The 18,969-nt window shown below is 45.5% G+C and carries 18 protein-coding genes; 15 read left to right on the forward strand and 3 right to left on the reverse strand.

Annotated features, from left to right (window positions below; genetic code table 11):
• The first annotated feature begins 16 nt into the window (after positions 1–16).
• From ACDJ59_RS07145 to ACDJ59_RS07200, 12 genes are all read left to right on the forward strand, one after another.
• Entirely contained in the window at positions 17–1,039 is a 1,023-nt protein-coding gene (locus ACDJ59_RS07145; protein ID WP_413408077.1) for an NAD(P)/FAD-dependent oxidoreductase, read from the forward strand.
• A 252-nt stretch (positions 1,040–1,291) separates the two neighbouring features.
• Positions 1,292–2,479, forward strand: a complete 1,188-nt coding sequence (gene purT / locus ACDJ59_RS07150) for a formate-dependent phosphoribosylglycinamide formyltransferase (RefSeq protein ID WP_413408079.1) — start codon at positions 1,292–1,294, stop codon at positions 2,477–2,479.
• Positions 2,469–2,927 (forward strand): GNAT family N-acetyltransferase, encoded by a 459-nt coding sequence (locus tag ACDJ59_RS07155; protein ID WP_017687788.1) that lies wholly within the window; start codon positions 2,469–2,471, stop codon positions 2,925–2,927. The genes purT and ACDJ59_RS07155 overlap by 11 nt, the downstream gene beginning before the upstream one ends.
• Before the next feature lie 259 nt (positions 2,928–3,186).
• Positions 3,187–3,999, forward strand: a complete 813-nt coding sequence (locus tag ACDJ59_RS07160; protein ID WP_413408081.1) for a CAP domain-containing protein — start codon at positions 3,187–3,189, stop codon at positions 3,997–3,999.
• A gap of 289 nt (positions 4,000–4,288) precedes the next feature.
• On the forward strand, positions 4,289–5,161 hold the full coding sequence (locus ACDJ59_RS07165) for a GDSL-type esterase/lipase family protein (protein WP_413408082.1): 873 nt from the start codon (positions 4,289–4,291) through the stop codon (positions 5,159–5,161).
• The gene (locus ACDJ59_RS07170; protein ID WP_413408084.1) at positions 5,162–6,127 is read left to right on the forward strand and encodes an ABC transporter ATP-binding protein; all 966 of its coding nucleotides are present in this window, start codon (positions 5,162–5,164) and stop codon (positions 6,125–6,127) included.
• The gene (locus ACDJ59_RS07175) at positions 6,120–7,109 is read left to right on the forward strand and encodes an ABC transporter permease (RefSeq protein WP_036613298.1); all 990 of its coding nucleotides are present in this window, start codon (positions 6,120–6,122) and stop codon (positions 7,107–7,109) included. The genes ACDJ59_RS07170 and ACDJ59_RS07175 overlap by 8 nt, the downstream gene beginning before the upstream one ends.
• Before the next feature lie 76 nt (positions 7,110–7,185).
• The gene (gene parE / locus ACDJ59_RS07180) at positions 7,186–9,165 is read left to right on the forward strand and encodes a DNA topoisomerase IV subunit B (protein WP_036613300.1); all 1,980 of its coding nucleotides are present in this window, start codon (positions 7,186–7,188) and stop codon (positions 9,163–9,165) included.
• Between the two features lie 12 nt (positions 9,166–9,177).
• Positions 9,178–11,640: a DNA gyrase subunit A gene (gyrA, locus tag ACDJ59_RS07185; RefSeq protein ID WP_405170019.1), complete on the forward strand. Its 2,463-nt coding sequence runs from the start codon at positions 9,178–9,180 to the stop codon at positions 11,638–11,640.
• 228 nt (positions 11,641–11,868) lie between these two features.
• Positions 11,869–12,309: a MarR family winged helix-turn-helix transcriptional regulator gene (locus ACDJ59_RS07190; protein WP_413408086.1), complete on the forward strand. Its 441-nt coding sequence runs from the start codon at positions 11,869–11,871 to the stop codon at positions 12,307–12,309.
• A gap of 275 nt (positions 12,310–12,584) precedes the next feature.
• Positions 12,585–13,031 carry a MarR family winged helix-turn-helix transcriptional regulator gene (locus ACDJ59_RS07195; protein ID WP_036613308.1) on the forward strand — a complete coding sequence of 149 codons (447 nt, stop codon included), beginning with the start codon at positions 12,585–12,587 and terminating at the stop codon, positions 13,029–13,031.
• Entirely contained in the window at positions 13,028–14,539 is a 1,512-nt protein-coding gene (locus ACDJ59_RS07200; protein ID WP_413408087.1) for a DHA2 family efflux MFS transporter permease subunit, read from the forward strand. Before ACDJ59_RS07195 ends, ACDJ59_RS07200 begins: the two co-directional genes overlap by 4 nt.
• Before the next feature lie 112 nt (positions 14,540–14,651).
• Here the strand turns inward: ACDJ59_RS07200 and ACDJ59_RS07205 are convergent, their stop codons facing one another.
• The 3 genes from ACDJ59_RS07205 to ACDJ59_RS07215 all read right to left on the reverse strand — a co-directional run bounded on the left by ACDJ59_RS07205 (position 14,652) and on the right by ACDJ59_RS07215 (position 16,787).
• Positions 14,652–14,996, reverse strand: a complete 345-nt coding sequence (locus ACDJ59_RS07205; RefSeq protein ID WP_036613313.1) for an MGMT family protein — start codon at positions 14,994–14,996, stop codon at positions 14,652–14,654.
• A 193-nt stretch (positions 14,997–15,189) separates the two neighbouring features.
• Complete coding sequence (locus tag ACDJ59_RS07210; RefSeq protein ID WP_413408089.1) at positions 15,190–15,921, reverse strand: RluA family pseudouridine synthase; 732 nt, start codon at positions 15,919–15,921, stop codon at positions 15,190–15,192.
• Between the two features lie 2 nt (positions 15,922–15,923).
• Entirely contained in the window at positions 15,924–16,787 is an 864-nt protein-coding gene (locus ACDJ59_RS07215; RefSeq protein ID WP_017687801.1) for a class I SAM-dependent methyltransferase, read from the reverse strand.
• A 294-nt stretch (positions 16,788–17,081) separates the two neighbouring features.
• On the opposite strand from ACDJ59_RS07215, the gene ACDJ59_RS07220 reads away from it, so the two are divergent.
• From ACDJ59_RS07220 to ACDJ59_RS07230, 3 genes are read left to right on the forward strand one after another with little or no spacing between them, the layout of a single operon-like run.
• Complete coding sequence (locus tag ACDJ59_RS07220) at positions 17,082–17,534, forward strand: flavodoxin (RefSeq protein ID WP_017687802.1); 453 nt, start codon at positions 17,082–17,084, stop codon at positions 17,532–17,534.
• A 5-nt stretch (positions 17,535–17,539) separates the two neighbouring features.
• On the forward strand, positions 17,540–18,346 hold the full coding sequence (locus ACDJ59_RS07225) for a hypothetical protein (RefSeq protein ID WP_413408091.1): 807 nt from the start codon (positions 17,540–17,542) through the stop codon (positions 18,344–18,346).
• A gap of 52 nt (positions 18,347–18,398) precedes the next feature.
• Positions 18,399–18,965 carry a nitroreductase family protein gene (locus ACDJ59_RS07230; protein WP_074095588.1) on the forward strand — a complete coding sequence of 189 codons (567 nt, stop codon included), beginning with the start codon at positions 18,399–18,401 and terminating at the stop codon, positions 18,963–18,965.
• Positions 18,966–18,969 lie beyond the last annotated feature (4 nt).

Here is an 18,969-nt window from a genome sequence, read left to right on the forward strand (position 1 = left end):
ACAGGATGTGTCCAAAATGAATAAGGAAGATATCTATGACTTGACCATCGTCGGAGGCGGACCGGCAGGATTATATGCGGCCTTTTATGCCGGGATGCGTGATATGAGAGTTAAGATCATTGACGGCAAAGACCAACTTGGTGGTTTTCTGCATACCTATTCCGAAAAAACTATTTGGGATGTGGGTGGCCTGCCACCAATGAAGTGTTCAAAGTTGATTGAGTATCTGGTTCAGCAGGCGAATACCTTTAATCCAACGGTTGAATTGAATTGCATAGTAGATCGGTTCGCTCGACTGGACAACGAGATTTTGGCTCTGTATACTGCTGAAGGCGACATACACTATACGCGTACAATTATTGTCGCAGTAGGCCGCGGTATCGCAGAAGTTCAGAAATTGGAGCTTCAGGAGCCGATTCAATATGAGCATGAGAATCTTCATTACACCGTGCAAAATCCAGAACATTTTTCCGAGAAGCGTGTGCTCATTTCAGGAGGAGGCAACAGTGCAGTAGATTGGGCAATTGAACTTGCTCAACTTGCACGGAGCGTAGTGGTCGTCCACCGAAAAAATGAGTTTCGTGCAATGGAACGCAATGTTAGCGAGATGAACAATGTAACGGATGTCAGAACGCCATATAGCATCACACGGCTTCATAATCATGGTGAACGTATCCATCAGGTTGTAATTACGCATATGGAGAGTCAGGAAAATGTATTGTTAGATGTGGATGAAGTCGTAGTTAGTCATGGATATAAAAGCAATTTAAGTGATCTTGCCAGTTGTGGCTTAGAAATGGACGATGGAATGGTTCTAATGAGCCAACATGCGCATACGAACCTCCCGGGTATTTTTGCTGCAGGGGATTGTGCAACTCACGATAGCAAAGTCAGACTTATTGCCGGAGCCTTCAACGATGCGATTTTAGCTGTAAATAGTGCGAAAAAATACTTGACTCCAGATGCTCCCATGATGGCGTACGTCTCCTCCCATAATGAAATTTTCAGAGAAAAAAACAAACAAATCCCAAGGTTCTAAACTTGGGGTTTGTTTGCTTATTCATGTTCACTGGAATATTAAAATCTGCTGTTTCAACATATCCTTATTTCTGGGAAGAATGGAAAGGTTGACGAATCTGTAAGCGATAATTGTAAAATTTGATCGAAAAAACACAAAAAATCTTGTAAAATTCACAAGAAAAATAGGGAGCACTCTTGCAATCTTTAACCAAAACCCCGAAAATAGAGAGACAGATATAGAAGATTTCTCTTTGGGAGGATTGGAAAGAACATGTGGGGTGCTCCTTTTACGGCTCAAGCCAAAAAAATGCTGCTACTAGGCAGTGGAGAATTGGGAAAAGAGGTCGTTATTGAGGCCCAACGACTGGGAGTAGAGACGATCGCTGTTGATCGTTATGAGAACGCACCTGCAATGCAGGTCGCGCACCGGTCTTACTGCATCGACATGCTGGATGCCGAAGTTTTGAAACAATTGATCCGTAAAGAAAAACCTCATTACATCGTACCTGAGATTGAAGCTATTGCAACAGAAGCTTTACTGGAGCTTGAGGAAGAGGGATTTTGTGTAGTACCTACTGCCCGAGCTGCACGTCTAACGATGGATCGCGAAGGCATCCGTCGGCTTGCAGCCGAACAATTGAAACTTCCGACAGCTGATTACCTTTTTGCGGACAACCTGGAACAACTTCAGGAAGCCGTACGTGAGCTTGGCACACCTTGTGTCATTAAACCATTAATGAGTTCTTCCGGCAAAGGGCAGAGTGTATGCCGAACACCGGGCGACGTAGAGGATTGCTGGAACATTGCTCTTTCGGGGGCTCGTGGCAAATCCGTTCGTGTTATTGTGGAGAGCTTTGTGCAATTTGACAGTGAGATTACATTACTTACCGTTAGGTCTGTATCAGGCACCGTATTTTGTCCTCCGATTGGTCATATTCAGAAGGATGGGGATTATGTCGAATCCTGGCAGCCTCATGCAATGACTCCTGAGCAATGGCAGCAAGCTTGTCATATTGCCAAATCCGTCACGGATGAACTTGGCGGGTATGGACTGTTTGGAGTGGAATTGTTCCTCACATCGGATGGTGTTGTGTTCAGCGAGGTATCTCCTCGTCCACATGACACAGGTATGGTTACAATGGTGACGCAAGACAGTTCCGAGTTTGCGCTGCATGTACGTGCAATTCTTGGTTTTCCGGTCACAGGTGTACATCTGTTGACACCGGGAGCTTCAGCAACGCTGAAGGCTAATGATGAAACATCTGACTTTACTGTAGGCGGGATTGAAGAAGCACTGGCTCTTCCTCGTACTCAGATTCGTGTATTTGGCAAACCTGAGACCAAAGTAGGACGCCGAATGGCTGTAGCTTTAAGTGCTGGTCAAGATGTGGAAGAAGCTCGTAAAACAGCGGTGCAAGCCGCTAATATGCTGAAAGTGGAGGTAAATCATGTCCAATAATGTTGAGGCCCCTGTACTGATGATCCGAGAGTGTGAACTACGAGATGCTGAAGCGGTAACGGGACTGATGCGAGAGGTCAGCTATCCGACAACAACCAATGTCATGAAAGAACGTATTGAATGTTTGGAAACCAATCCAAACGCATGCATGCTTGTTGCCGAAGTGGATGAACAAATTATTGGTGTGATTGGCTTGCAATGTGTGCAAAGTCATGCCTATCCAGAACCTGCCGCACAAATTACTTCCCTGATTGTAGGTCAAGAACATCGTGGTGGTGGGATTGGCCGTCGTCTGATGGCTCGTGCCGAAGATTGGGGCAGACAGCAAGGTGGTAAACAACTGTTTGTCACAGGTGCAAACCGTGAAGTGACTTCAACAACGTACTCTTTTTATGAGCACATTGGTTTTCAGAAGAGAGGTTATCGGTTCAGTAAAGTTCTTCTATAGTATAAATAAAGTTTCTTCTATTGCATGGAAATTCTCATGATATCCTGATCTGCACATTCTGGTGTGGTGAATGATAAATAGATGGTGAAGCGACATTCGACTAGCATTTTTAGTTCGAATGTCTTTTTTTTATGGCTAAAAAATGACAAAAAAGTTACTTTTCCATATTTTATAGGTTCACAATCTCCTGTTGAATTGATATACTGCTAGAGTATTAATTACAAAGTTGTAATAACTAATCTTAAGGAGATGAATGAATTTGAAAAAGAAATGGATGAAAACTGTCGTAACGAGTAGTCTGACAGCCGTACTGGCCGTAGGGGTAATGCTTCCTGCTTCCGCGTCTGCTGCAGATTCAACATATAAGACTATCACAACGTACAAAATTACAAGTACAGACAGCTTGAAAGCTTATATTGAGAAATGGCTCAAACAAAATGGATACACCGTATCCGAGGGGCAAATTGTAGAGAAACCTGCTACGCAGCCTGATCAAACGACGAAACCTGCTGAGCCGACAACAAAACCAACTCAACCAACAACAAAACCTGCTGAGCCTACAACTAAGCCTGAGCAACCGGCTAAACCAACACAACCAGCTCAAGAAAAGCCGGAAACTACACCGGCTAAAGATCCTTCAAACAATGGTAACACAGGTAATACAGGTAACAATACAAGTAATAATGGTAGCGAAAGCACACAATCCGACTTTGCTACTCAAGTTGTAAAACTTGTGAACGCTGAGCGTGCTAAAGCAGGTCTGAACGCTCTGGCTTCAGATGCACTTCTGGACAAAGTAGCTGTTGCTAAAGTAAAAGATATGAGTAACAATAACTATTTTGATCACCAGTCACCTACGTATGGTTCTCCGTTTGATATGATGAAACAATTCGGAGTAACTTACAGCTATGCAGGTGAGAACATTGCCCAAGGACAAAAAACACCACAGGAAGTGGTTACAGCTTGGATGAATAGTGAAGGTCACCGTGCCAATATTCTGAGCAAAAACTTTACGCATATCGGTGTAGGTTTCTACAACGGATACTGGGCACAAGAGTTTATCGGTAAGTAATCGATTATAATGAAGAAAGTATGATTTTCTTTTCCATAAGGTTATGCCAGCACAGTTCAAATCTGTGTATGGTATAACCTTTTTGCCGTAAAATGACATAAGAAAAATGAATTCTGCGAATATAGCGCCAAAATTTGCAAATTAACGACAGAACATTTATGTTATTTAGGAATAGCATCATTAAGGCGTGTCTGAAAACTCCGAAGGAAGCGGGTTTTCAGACACGCCTTAATGTAAAGTCATTATAAATTATAAAGCACCCGGACTGGTGTACATGAGCGGAGATGTGATGATGAAAAAGAAAAAAAGCCTTGATTCAGCACCCTGGATCTGGAGAACTGTCAGTACAGTATCCATCTTGGCAACTTTGCTGTTGTTATTTGGATTTGGATACGCCATAAAAGACGTGATTTTCCCCGAGGGAGATTCCGCATTAACTACAGGCCAGGAGGCAACTGCTCCATCTAAGGATATCGAAGGGGAACCGGCTGTCGTGGAAGATGGCAAGATTCGGATGGCCGTCATCGGCGATTCCCTGGCAAGAGGCACGGGGGATGATGAAGGACTCGGTTTTGTGAGACGTGCAGGGAACCTGCTTAAAGATAAAGGATATGACGTTCAGGTTCTTAATAATCTGGGTGTAAACGGTTTGAGAACAGATGCTTTATTGGAAAAACTCGATGAGCAAGGCGTGCGTTATGTCCTGCAACAATCCAATTTTATTTTGCTCTCGATCGGCGCAAATGATTTGTTCCAGGGAGGACAAGTTCTCCAGGGGGAAGATCCGCCAACAGCAGAGCAGCTGGCAGCGGCTTTACCGGAAACGTCGAAGCGCCTTCAAGAGATATTGAAGAAAGTCAAAGAAATTAATCCCGATGCACAGATTGCGTACATAGGGTTGTACAATCCATTTGGCGATGTGAAGGAACTGGAGAAGCCAGGTAATGCAGTGGTGGCTGCATGGAACGATGCTGCACTGGCTATTTTGAACAATGAGGACAAGATGACACTGGTCCCTACATTCGATTTGTTTGAAAATCATCTGGGGGAGTATCTCTCGTCAGATCATTTCCATCCCAACGGACAAGGTTATGAGCAAATTGCAGTTCGGATTGCACAGGAATTCCAGGCAGATGCACCGGCAGAAGGGAGTGGAAATTAAATGACAGAGCAGCAGTATGATTCCGTCCTATCCGTACAGAATCTGAAAAAGCGGATCGGACGCAAATGGATCATTAAGGACGTTACATTTGACGTAAAACCTGGTGAAATCTTCGGATTTCTCGGTCCCAACGGTGCTGGCAAAACAACTACGATACGGATGCTGGTCGATCTGATCAAACCAACAGAAGGAAAAATTAAAGTCTGTGGTTATGATGTGAATCGGGACCCTGAGCGTGCTTTGAAGTATGTAGGCTCCATTGTTGAAAATCCGGAGGTATATACATATCTGACAGGGTGGGAGAACCTGGAGCATTTCGCTCGCATGCAACCAGGTGTGGACAATGAACGAATTCAGGAAGTTGTAGATATTGTGCGTCTGGATCAGCGGATTCACGATAAAGTCAGAACGTACTCATTGGGTATGCGTCAACGGCTCGGTATTGCACAAGCGCTGCTTGGGCGACCGCGTCTGCTCATTCTGGATGAACCGACAAATGGTCTTGATCCAAAAGGGATTAAGGAACTTCGTGTCTTTATTAAGCAACTTGCCAGCGAAGGTATGGCTGTATTTGTCAGCAGTCACTTGTTAAGTGAGATCCAGCTTCTCTGTGACAGAGTAGCCATTATCAGTGCTGGGCGTGTGCTTGCTGTTGGAGGTGTAAGCGAACTGATTGAAGATCATTCGAAGTTGGCTATATGGCATGTTTCACCACTGGAGCAAGGCAAAAAGATGTTACAGGATGCAGGCATTGCTCTGGTAGGTCGACCTGCGGATGTGATGGATGATACCATTGTTGCGGGACTTGGTCCCAACGCTGTGGTTGCCGAGATGCATGAAGATCGAATCCCTGATCTGGTGCAGCAGATGGTTCAAGCTGGTATTCAGGTTGAAGGGGTACAGCGGATTCAGCCTACGCTTGAACAACTATTCTTAAAAATGACAGAAGGTGAATCCATTGAGTAATATCATGCCGCTGATCCGCAATGAAACGATTAAGATGGTGAAGAAAAAACGGCTTTATATTATATTTATTGTACTTGCGGTCCTCGTACCGATGTTTACGTATGCCCAGATGAAATCTGCGGAGAATAATCGCGACAAGTTTGGCGGCGATTGGCGTCTTGAACTGCAACAGGCCATCACAGACAATCAAAATTCGCTCGGTAGCGATCGGGTACCTGAAGAGTACAAAAAATATAGAACAGTCTATATCCAACAGATGCAGTATTATCTTGAAAATGACATCAATCCCAAAGAACCGGGTGGTGTTACCTTTACGCGGGAGTTCATGAACAACGCGGTTGGATTGTTTATTCCACTGTTAATCATGGCTATAGCTTCAGATCTTGTTTCTGGTGAACGTACGACAGGTACGATTAAAATGCTTTTAACGCGTCCTGTTAGACGCTGGAAAGTGCTTCTGAGTAAATTAATTACGCTGATTATGTTTGTTTCGATCATAGTGGTATCAGCCTATATTATATGTTATGTCATATCGGGTGCGGTCTTTGGTTATAAAGGCTTCAACATGCCAATCTTCACAGGATTTAAAGTTGTGGGAACAGATGTCGATATGTCGGCAGTGCATGCTGTAGACCAGTGGCTGTATATGCTTATGCAGGCAGGACTGATCTGGTTTGTGAGTGTAATTGTGGCTATGCTTGCATTTATGGTATCCGTGCTTGTGCGCAGTACTGCTGCAAGTATCGTTATCATGATGGCCGCGCTGATTGCAGGAACAATCTTGACCAGTATGGCAGCATCTTGGCAGACAGCGAAGTATCTGTTCATGGTTAACCTCGAACTTCCGAATTATTTGTCTGGCGGATTACCTCCAATCGAGGGTATGAATTTAGGTTTTTCCCTTATTGTGCTTAGTGTTTGGGGCATTGCTTCACTCATTGTGTCATTCCTTGTCTTTACGAAACGGGATATCTTGAATTAAAATGGACAAGGATAAGAAAACATCTGTTTGCATTTTAGGCATTTTTTTAGTTGCAAGTTAAGAAGGGGGAGCATGAATGGTCGAGCAAATCGATATGTCGGCAGGTTCGACAGGCGGAGGACAGGGGTCTTCAGGCTACGACGCGGACGACATTCAAGTACTTGAAGGGTTGGTAGCGGTACGGAAACGGCCGGGGATGTACATCGGCAGCACCAGCACTTCGGGTTTACATCATTTGGTATGGGAAATTGTCGACAACGCTGTCGACGAACATCTCGCCAAATTCTGCTCCAAAATCGATATCACGCTGCATAAGGACGGTTCTATTACGGTTCAGGATAACGGAAGGGGAATTCCGACAGGTATACATAAAACAGGGATTCCTACTCCCCAGGTCGTGTTTACGATTTTGCACGCAGGCGGAAAGTTCGGTGGATCAGGATACAAAAAATCAGGCGGTTTGCACGGTGTAGGTGCGTCAGTTACTAACGCATTGTCCGAGTGGCTTGAAGTCGAGATTTTCCGTGATGGCAAGATTCATCGTCAGCGATTCGAGTATTGGAAGGACAAAAAAGGGATTGAACATGTAGGTGAACCGGTCTCCGGTCTCGAAGTGTTGGGCAATACCAATCGGACAGGTACAAAAGTTACATTTAAACCGGATATTCGGGTGTTCCAGAGCGGTATTCAATTTAATTATGATACATTGGCAGAACGTCTTCAGGAGATTGCTTTTCTGAATTCGGGTCTGAGAATTGTGCTCAAGGACGAACGTTCGGGCAATCAGGATGAATACATGTATGAAGGCGGAGCAAGCCAGTTTGTTGCTTTTCTTAACGAAAATAAAGATGTGCTGCATGATGTTATTCACTTCTATGCGGAGAAGGATGACATTGAAGTCGAAGTGGCAATCCAGTATAACGCAGGTTATACCGAAACGCTGGCTTCGTTCGTGAACTCGATCTCTACTCGGGGGGGCGGTACACATGAGACCGGATTCAGGGCTGCGTATACTCGTGTAATGAATGACTACGCGCGGCGTACCAGCATGATTAAGGAAAAAGATAAAAACCTCGAAGGCAATGATTTGCGTGAAGGTATGATGGCCGTCATCAGTGTCAAGATGTCAGAGGTTGAGTTCGTAGGTCAGACCAAGGATCAGCTCGGCAGCGCTTCCGCTCGAAGTGCAGTGGATTCGGTCGTGTCCGAGAATATTCAGCGGTTCCTGGAAGAAAACCCGCAGGTAGCGCAAACGTTAATTCGCAAAGCGGTTCAAGCCTCCAGAGCCAGAGAAGCAGCCCGCAAAGCACGTGATGATATGCGCACAGGCAAGAAACGTAGCGAAAGTTCCAACCTGAACGGCAAACTAACGCCGGCGCAATCAAAGGATTTTACCCGAAATGAGTTATTTATTGTCGAAGGGGATTCCGCAGGTGGTTCTGCCAAACAGGGACGTGACTCGAAGATTCAGGCTATTCTGCCGCTCAAGGGAAAACCGCTCAATCCGGAAAAATCAAAGCTGGCCGACATTCTCAAAAATGAAGAATACCGCGCCATTACAGCGGCGATCGGGGCGGGCATAGGAACCGAATTTGCAGTTGAAGACAGCAATTATTCCAAAATTATCATTATGACCGATGCGGATACGGACGGCGCACATATTCAGGTGCTGCTGTTGACCTTCTTTTATCGTTATATGAAGCCTTTAATTGATGCAGGCAAAGTATATATTGCTCAGCCGCCATTGTACAAACTTACTCGTAAGTCTGGTAAGCTTGCGAGTGTTCGATATGCATGGACGGATGAAGAACTGGCGAATTATATGAAGGAATTCGGTAATAATGTTGAGCTTCAACGTTATAAAGGTCTTGGTGAGATGAATCCGGATCAACTGTGGGAGACAACAATGAATCCGGAAACTCGTGCGATGCTGAAGGTACAGATTGTTGATGCAGCAAAAGCAGAACGTCGTGTATCTACGCTCATGGGTGATAAGGTTGATCCGCGGAAACGCTGGATTGTAGAGAACGTCGACTTTACAGAGTACGAAGAATAGAAGGTGCTTGGAATGAGTCCATCAGAACAATTTATGCCGGCCTTTCTCGAAGAGGTCGTTGGAGACCGTTTCGGTCGCTACTCCAAATATATTATTCAGGATCGAGCCATTCCGGATGTCCGGGATGGGTTGAAGCCAGTACAACGGCGTATTCTATACGCCATGTACGATTCAGGTAATACGCCTGACAAGACTTACCGCAAGTCTGCCAAAACCGTTGGGGACGTAATGGGTAATTATCATCCACATGGTGACTCATCCATCTATGAGGGCATGGTGCGGATGGCTCAGCCATGGAAAATGGGCCATATGCTCGTGGACGGTCATGGTAACTGGGGATCACAGGATGATGACCCGGCAGCGGCGATGCGGTATACGGAGGCCCGTTTGTCGCCCATCGCGATGGAGATGCTTCGCGATATCGAGAAACGGACGGTTCTGTTTAAGGATAATTTTGATAATACGGCCAAAGAACCGGTTGTATTGCCATCCCGTTATCCGAACTTGCTGGTTAATGGTGTCAGCGGTATTTCCTCCGGATTTGCAACGGAGATTCCTCCACACAATTTACGTGAAGTCATTGATGCTTCGATCGCTGTGATGGAGAAACCGTCGATTGAGCTGGACGAAATCATGATGTTTATGAAGGGTCCTGACTTTCCAACAGGCGGATTGATTATGGGCGGTGACGGCATTCTGGATGCCTATCGCACAGGTAAGGGACGGATCTATATCCGGTCCAAAACCGAGATTGAAAACATGCGCGGTGGCAAACAGCAGATCGTCATTACCGAAATTCCTTATCAGGTCGTGAAATCTCGTCTGGTTACAGCGATGGAGAACATCCGACTTGAGAAGAAGGTTGAAGGTATTGCCGAAGTGCGTGATGAGAGCGGACGTGAAGGTCTGCGAATCGTGGTTGAGTTGAAAAAAGAAGCGGACGCACAAGGTATTTTGGCTTATTTGCTGAAGAAAACCGACCTGCAGGTCACCTATAATTTCAATATGGTTGCGATTGTGAATAAAGCACCTCATCAATTAGGATTGAAATCGATTCTCGAGGCTTACATTGCCCATCAGCGGGAGGTTGTAACCTTCCGTACCCGGTTTGAGCTGGAGAAGGCGCAAGACCGTGCGCATGTGCTCGAGGGCTTGGTAAAGGCACTTAACATCCTTGATGAGGTCATTGCGGCCATCAAAGCGTCGAAGAACCGTCAGGATGCTCAAAATAACCTGATGTGGATGTTTGGATTCACGGAACGCCAAGCAGATTCCATCCTTACTTTGCAATTGTACCGTTTGACGAATCTGGAGATCAATTCTCTGGAGAAGGAACTCGGTGAACTGATGAAAAAGATTGCACAATTACAATCCATTCTGGATAGTGACCGCAAGCTCATCGGAGTCATCCGCAAGGAATTGATGGAGATTCGTGAGAAATACGGCATAGACCGTCGTTCTGCGATCCAGGGTGAAGTGGAAGAACTTAAGGTTAATCTCGAAGTACTTGTGAATGCGGAAGATGTATTTGTTACGTTATCCAAAGAGGGATACGTGAAACGTACAGGCATGCAGTCCTTTACACGTTCTGGTGGTGAACGGAGCGGAAGTGGTGTGAAAGACGGCGATTATATCGCTCAGGTTCTGGAAGTAAATACGCTTGAGAATCTGCTTGTCTTTACGAGGAAAGGTCAGTATTTCCTGTTACCTGTTCACCAAGTACCTGAATTCAAGTGGAAAGACCCGGGCACAGCCATTGTGAACGTGATTCCACTTGCGAAAGATGACCGTATTGCAAGTGTGCTTGCTGTGAAATCCTTCGAAGAGCCAAATCACAGTCTCGTCTTTGTCACACGAAGAGGACAGGTGAAACGAACGGAACTGAAGGATTACGTTACCAAGCGGTCCGGTGCAGTTGCGGCTTGTAAAGTGGGCAAGGACGATGAAGTGTTATCTGTACATTTAAGTACAGGTGGTCAAGATATTATGCTGATTACAAAAGAAGCCATGGCGATTCGTTTCCGAGAGGATGAGGTTAATCCAATGGGACGTGTATCCGGTGGTGTTCGTGGTATTCAGTTAAGAGATACAGATGAAGTTGTATCCGCTCTATGGGTAGAAGGAGATGAAGGTGAAGTTGCCGTGTTGTCCGATCTGGGATATGGTAAACGATCATTACTTCTGGATTACGCTATACAGAGCCGTGGAGGCAAGGGGCTTGCCACATTCGAGTTCAAAGAAGGCAAACGTGTGAAACCGAATGGTAGCCGTATTGTTGGAGCGTTTTATTGCAAAGAGCAACGTAAGATCACTGTAATGACCAAAGAAGGCCAAGTGTTCCCGATCTCTTCGGAAGGTGTTCCGATTACAGAGCGCAAACATATTGGCAAGCTGATCGTTCATGTGGACAAACAGGACGAGATCGTTGAACTTCTAAGGGACTTCAATGAGAATCAACCAGCTGCATCTTCATAAAAACAAACAAACGAGACTTTTCGCAGAACAGCTAATCCTGTCATGCGAGGAGTCTTTTTTTGTTGTTCGAAGGCGGATTAGAAGAGGGCATTCATGCGAAGTTTAACAACCTTCGTCGATTACGGTCGATCGCTAGGAAATTGAAAAAAGGCAGCAGGAATGCGGCTTTGGAGCGCGAAAACTTAAGCAGGTGAAGTGATAACCGGTTGCAGAGAGGAGCGATGGAAGATGTATAATTCCGATTTTGCCAAGTGCTGGTCCAGGTTGACCAAAGATTATAAATTGCATATGGATCAAGAGCTGGCACCCTCATTAACGGAGGCTCAGCTGGCTGTTCTGGAGGTACTTGAAGACCATCAGAAGATGAAACCTTCGGATCTGATTCCTTATCTGTCAACTACGCCAGCTGCTGTAACCATGCTGCTCGATCGAATGGAGAAGAATGATCTGATTCGCAGGAATCGGGATAATCAGGATCGACGCATTGTGTGGGTATCTCTGTCAGAGAAAGGAAGAATGGAGACAGAACGGGGAATTACCATCCGTAATGAATTCATGAACTCTGTTCTCAGTAACATTTCGATGCACAATCAACAATTGCTGGTATATCTGTTAGGTAAAATGACAACACCCAAGCCCAAAGAGCCTGCCTTGTCTACTTCGGTATGATCCCATGCTGATTCTTCTGAATAACCATAGGAGTACCTGCTCGTTTCACGCAGGAGCCCTATGGTTATTTTATTTACAAATTACATATGCTACACACTGTGTCCAGGTTAGTTGAGTAAAGGCATGGATGTAACACAGTTAGTATGTCCTAATATTATTTTTGTGAATTCATATGTAAAGAGTTGACTATGTAAATATTTTTGTTATAATAAATAATTGTTCCCCTGATATTTCGTGTACGAAATATTATATTCCAAAAGTAAAAGGGTGAATCAATGACTGATACGTATGAAGTATTCTATATTATTAATTCGTTCCGCCAAGTGAATCAAATGCTTTTTCGAGCATTTTGGAATGAAAACAAGGAGATCGAGCTGACTTCGATCCAGTTTATGGTGTTATCCATCCTGAGGGAGCGTCCTTCCATTGGCATCAATGAAGTGGCTGAGCTATGCCATATGGGCAGCAGTTCCATGAGTGCTGTTGTGGAGCGACTGGTCAAAGGCGAGTATATCGTTCGGACTCGTTCGGATGCTGACCGCCGATCCGTTAAGCTTCAGATCACGGATAAAGGGGAACAGGCCCAACAGGAAACGCACCATTTGTGGATGGAAAGAGTGTCACCTATTCTGGATATATCGAAGGAAGACCTTGAGCACCTACTTAGAATTCATAGTCAAATGATTGAAAAGTTAGAAGGAAGAGAGATGAACAACATATGAGTACGACTACTGCTGCAGCTCCATCCTCCGCGATGGACAACATCAAGAAAGGCCCGATTGTAGCGGCATTGTTAATTGGTGCCTTTGTGGCATTCCTGAACCAAACCCTGATGAACGTAGCGCTTCCTAAAATTATGGAAGACCTCGCGATCAATGCAAACAAAGCCCAATGGTTAACCACGGGTTACATGCTTGTCAACGGTGTACTGATTCCGATTACGGCATATCTGATTGCCAAATTTTCAACGCGTCAAATTTTCATTACAGCCATGACTCTATTTACCATAGGTACATTAGTCTGTGGTCTTAGTCCAACCTTCACCATTCTGATGGTAGGTCGTGTTATTCAAGCAGCAGGTGCAGGTATCCTGATGCCTCTGATGACCGTTGTATTCCTGACCATTTTCCCGATTGAGAAACGCGGTCAGGCCATGGGAACCATGGGGATCGCGATGATTCTGGCTCCTGCGATTGGGCCTACACTTTCAGGTTATGTGGTTGAGCATTATTCCTGGAGATTGTTGTTCTACATCATCTTGCCATTCTCTATTATTGCAACGGCAATTGGTATTGCTTTTGTTAAAAACGTAACACGTCAGTCCAGACCTAAACTGGATTATCCAGGCGTTATTTTATCTACACTTGGTTTTGGTAGTTTGCTCTACGGATTTAGTGATGCGGGTACCGATGGATGGGGCAGTGCAATTGTCATTGGATGCCTCGTTGTAGGTGCGATATCCCTGATTCTGTTCGTTATTCGTCAACTGACAACAGATCATCCGCTCCTTGAGTTCCGTATTTTCAAGTACAACATGTATACATTAACAACGATTATCAATATGCTCGTGACAATGGCGATGTTTGCAGGTATGATCCTGCTCCCTATTTTCCTGCAAAACATTCGTGGATTCTCACCGATTGAATCGGGACTTCTGATGATGCCCGGTGCGATATTGATGGGGATTATGTCTCCAATTACAGGTCGCATATTTGATAAAGTGGGCGCACGCTGGCTTTCGGTTGCAGGTCTTGCCATTACGGCGATTACAACTTTTGGACTGAGTCGTCTGGCAATCGATACTACCTACGGCTACATGATGTTTATCTACACGGCTCGTATGTTCGGTATGTCGATGCTGATGATGCCAATCCAGACAGCAGGTCTGAATCAACTGCCTCAACGTCTGAACGCGCATGGTACTGCGATGTCCAATACATTGCGTACAGTTGCCGGGGCGATCGGTACAGCCATTCTGGTTACCATTATGAGTAGTAAGCTCAAAACTCATCTGGCGGATGCCGTGGCTGCGGGTCAGGTTAATCCAAATGATAAGACCGCAATGATAGCTGCTACAGCAGATGCAACGATTTACGGTGTTAACTATGCATTCATCGTGGCTACTGGAATGACCGTGGTTGCTTTGATCATGGCGTTCTTTATTCGGAAAACAAAACCAGCTGTTGAGCCTGTTACTGTAGAACAGGAAAAAGCGACGGCTACAGCGTAACGAACATCAGATAAAAAACCAAAAAAGAGAACTCTAGCAGTTGAAAAGGGGTAACCCTGACTGCTTGAGTTCTCTTTTTTTTGGTGTGCGCGATAGGAGGAGAGTACTTTTATTATTCGGGCTGGATCGTTGGATCGATAAGAAATACAGGATCGGGCTCATGTCCGAACTGTTTGAGATTAATGGTTCCGTTTAGTTGAAACTCCACACCTTCGCTAATCAGTTCTGTTTCCTGCATCATGCGCGAGTGTTCGTCCGGTATGGAGATTTCGCCTTTTGCGTTGACGACACGGTGCCAGGGAAGACGTTCCTTGCGGCTCATCGAGTGCAGAATACGTACGACTTGTCTCGCGGCTCTTGGACTTCCGGCATGGGCTGCAATCTGACCGTAAGTCATCACTTTACCTTCGGGAATCGCCGCGATGATCGCAACGACTTGTTTGGTAAACGGGGTCATCATGATGTCTCCTCTCTGTATCTTAGGTATATAGCTGAAAATATAAGAAAACGTGTCGTTCAGATACAGAATCTGAACGACACGTTGTATGGACAGATGTAACCTGATCCTGTGCACTTATAGAGGTTGTTCAAAAAAACCGCTTTTGATCCCATCGTATCGGTACTGAAAACCAGTCTTTTTGAACACGTACTTATTGAGGTTGTCCAAAAGCTTTTTGGTACACGGCAGCGGGCCATTCTGCCCAAGGGAATTCTCTTGCAGGTAAAGATTGCAGAATAACTTCTTCCTTAGTAACTGGATGAGGGAAAGCAGCAATCGCAGACCATAGAGCAATCTGCTGGCCGGGTTTATTCACGCTTGCGCCGTATTTCTGATCCCCGTACAGAGGGCAGCCGATTTCTTTCAATTGCACCCGAATTTGATGAGATCTGCCGGTGTGCAGTTCGATATGGACGAGGCTGTAACGGTCTGACTCGCCGATAACACGGTAATCCAGAACGGCATCCTTACCGCCAGCCGTACCTTTAGGTACAACAGTAACGGTATTTGTACGTGCATCTTTCAGGAGCGTGTGTTTTAACGTTCCCTGCTGTACAGGCAACTTGCCGTGTACAACAGCCGCATATATTTTACGGAAATGACGTCCCCGCACAGTCTCGGACAATCTCGAAGCTGCTTTAGAAGTCTTGGCAAAAATCATTGCCCCTCCAACAGGACGATCAAGTCGGTGTACTAACCCGAGATAAACATTGCCAGGTTTGTTGTATCGTTCTTTCAGATCCTGCTTCAGCAATGTAAGCAAATCCGGATCACCTGATGCATCTTCCTGGGTAGGTACATTGACCGGCTTCGTAATACCTAACAGATGGTTGTCTTCGAACAGAATCGGAATCGCATCGTGGTCGTGCCGATGTTCTGACATGATTAAGACTCCCAACGGCCCAGAATACCACAAGGCAGATCCAGACCACTGCGTGTGATCGGCAGACCAATTTCACCTGCAGTAATGTCACCACCGTACTGAGCAGACATCGTCATGGTCAACATGTTGCGCAGAACCGTAGAGGAAATGCCCGTAGTGTAGGAGTTAACCAGCATGAATAATGGATTATCCGACAAGATCGTCATACATGACTTCAGGAAAGGATATAGGTTCTCTTCCAGTTTCCATGTCTCTCCATTAGGGCCACGGCCATATGAAGGAGGGTCCATAATAATAGCGTCGTAACGATTTCCGCGACGTTGTTCCCGTTGTACGAATTTGAATACATCATCTGTAATAAAACGAACAGGGCGATCAGCCAGTCCGGATAATTGAACATTTTCCTTGGCCCATTGAACCATGCCTTTAGCTGCATCCACATGCACAACAGAAGCGCCTGCGTAAGCTGCGGCTACCGTTGCTCCGCCTGTATAGGCAAACAGGTTCAAGACAGAAATAGGGCGTCCTGCATTAGAGATTTTATCCATCATCCAGCTCCAGTTGGCGGCTTGTTCAGGGAACAGGCCAGTGTGCTTAAAGCTGGTAGGTTTAATGTGGAATTTCAGGTTTTCGTATCCGATCGTCCAGCGCTCGGGAATGGGCTTTTTCATATCCCAGTTACCGCCACCGGAAGAGCTGCGATGATAGTGACCATGCACCTGACGCCATTCATTGGTTTCTTGCTCAAGCGGCCAGATAATCTGTGGATCGGGTCTGCGTAAAATCACATCTCCCCAACGCTCCAGTTTCTCGCCGCCTCCTGTATCGATTACTTCATAGTCCTTCCAATTCTTAGCTACGTACATAATGATTTATCCATCCTTCAAAAGTCATTTGGATACTATTGTACAACAAAAAAGGGCTTGGACGCCAGTTGGGGGACGGGATCATTGGAGGATGGTATTACATCTGACCTTAAAAGGGTGAAGTATGTTTAACTGTGTTGAAATTCAATGTGCACCATATACTGAAAACAAAGATAACCAAAAATTTAATTTGACAATGATAATCATTATCACATATGATTTTGTTAATCCAAAATTCATTCTTTCTTCATAGAGAGAATATAACATGATCAAATTAAAGTGAGGGAAAAATAGATGGCTAAATTGTTAGTGGCTTATGCGAGCATGACAGGAAATACAGAAGAAATTGCAGAACTGATTGTGGAAGGAATTACACAGGGAGGCCACGAGGCAGACCTGAAATCCGTAACGGATTGTAATGCATCTGATGTATTGGACTATGACGGATTCATGATCGGTGTGTACACCTGGGGAGACGGGGAGTTGCCGGATGAATTCCTTGATTTCTATGAGGAGCTGGATGAGCTTGACCTGAGTGGTAAGAGGGCTGCGGTGTTTGGTAGTGGTGACACCTCGTATGAGCAGTTCTGCGGTGCAGTTGATCTTGCGGCTGCCAAGCTGCAAGAGCGTGGGGCGGAGGTATCTCCAGAGATGTTGAAAATTGAATACAGTCCGCTTGAGCAGGAGAAAGAAACATGCCGTGATTTTGGCAAACGCTTCGCTGCTGCCGGATTACAGGTTTCCTAAAGATCATGTTAAGACATAATGTTCAGGCAGCGATGCCAGTCGGAAGGAATGATCTTCCTGAACGTCTGCTTGAAGATTACAGATTGGAAGAAATGCTGCGCAGCCCACACCGATTCATCCGCCCTGAACCAGTGTCTGAGCAGCGTCTTCCACTGCAATGGAGGCACCGTGTACAATATGCGGTGAGCCATGCGGTCAATGCCTTTTACAGTCTCGACCCCGATGTTCGCAAAGAGGTACCCGTACAGTATTTACTTGAGAAGTGGTGGCCCAGAAAGACGGATGGTTTCGAATCTGTTCTTCATTACTGGGATGTGAAGAACAAGATTACGGATGAATTGTCACTCGCCATTGCAATGAACGATGATCTGAAGCATCCAGCCATACTTTTTGAACAGTGGAGAACGGAGTTACCTTCATTATCCATGCATTTATCGATGATATTTCAGGCGGCCTGGCAACCAGAAGGCTGGGATTCGCTGCTTATTCAGAAATATATGGTTGTCCATGATCCAAACGTAGTTGAGGCGTTTCAGCACATGGTCAGTGCATTCTGGTGGGAAGCCTTCGGAAAATTACCGGGTATGATCGAGATATACTGCTTGTTGGAAGGACGCAAAATCAGGTACATCCCTGGACGGCAGTCTCTGATACGTTCCATGGACTACATTCGCTTGATACGTGACAGCATGCCGCAAGCAGAAGTGGTGGAGTCAGAACAGTTCACGACGCGTGATAAAGCGCGCATACACGAAGAGGTAGATCGCTGGAGAACGGAAGCCATTGAACCGAAGAAAACATGGTTGATGTGAAGACAGTTGAAGGATAACGATATATCATGCAGATAGAGGAGGGGAAGTTGCCATGTCTACCGGTCTAAGTCAAGATATAAGCAGCAGCAAGAGACGTGCAGGAACTTGCGAATTCAGTCCGTTGCCAGTACCCCAGTCGGTTATACGAAAGTTGCTTGATGAAGCAGATCCTTCATTATATGTAATGAGTTCAGAACCTTGGAGGTTTATGTTGTTTGCAGGCGAAGGACGACAGCTTTATCTGGAAGCGGTCAGACAGAGCTATCCACCCCATCTGGCTGATCGCTACGGCGATTGGGCTACATATCAATACACGGAAGCAATTCCAACCCATCTGGTTGTCGTGGCGCCTAGAAATGCCCGTGAGGATGATCTTCTGCCGGCCAAAGCCTGGAGCAAACGCTTTAGTATTCTGGCTGCGGAACAGGGGTTGAATGCGGTCTGGAAGATCAATGATTATCAACAACATCCTGTGTTTATGAATTTGATGGGTCTGACAAGTGAAGAGAAGGTGCTGGGGGTCTTTCATATCGGTTACGGAGACCAGCCTGCATTGCGGGATATGGATGCAAGCAGACCAGCCTCTGAACTGATGACGGTATATGACCATCTGGTTTAAAAAA

The sequence above is a fragment of the Paenibacillus amylolyticus genome, assembly GCF_047302515.1.
Classification (GTDB): Bacteria; Bacillota; Bacilli; order Paenibacillales; family Paenibacillaceae; genus Paenibacillus; species Paenibacillus amylolyticus_G.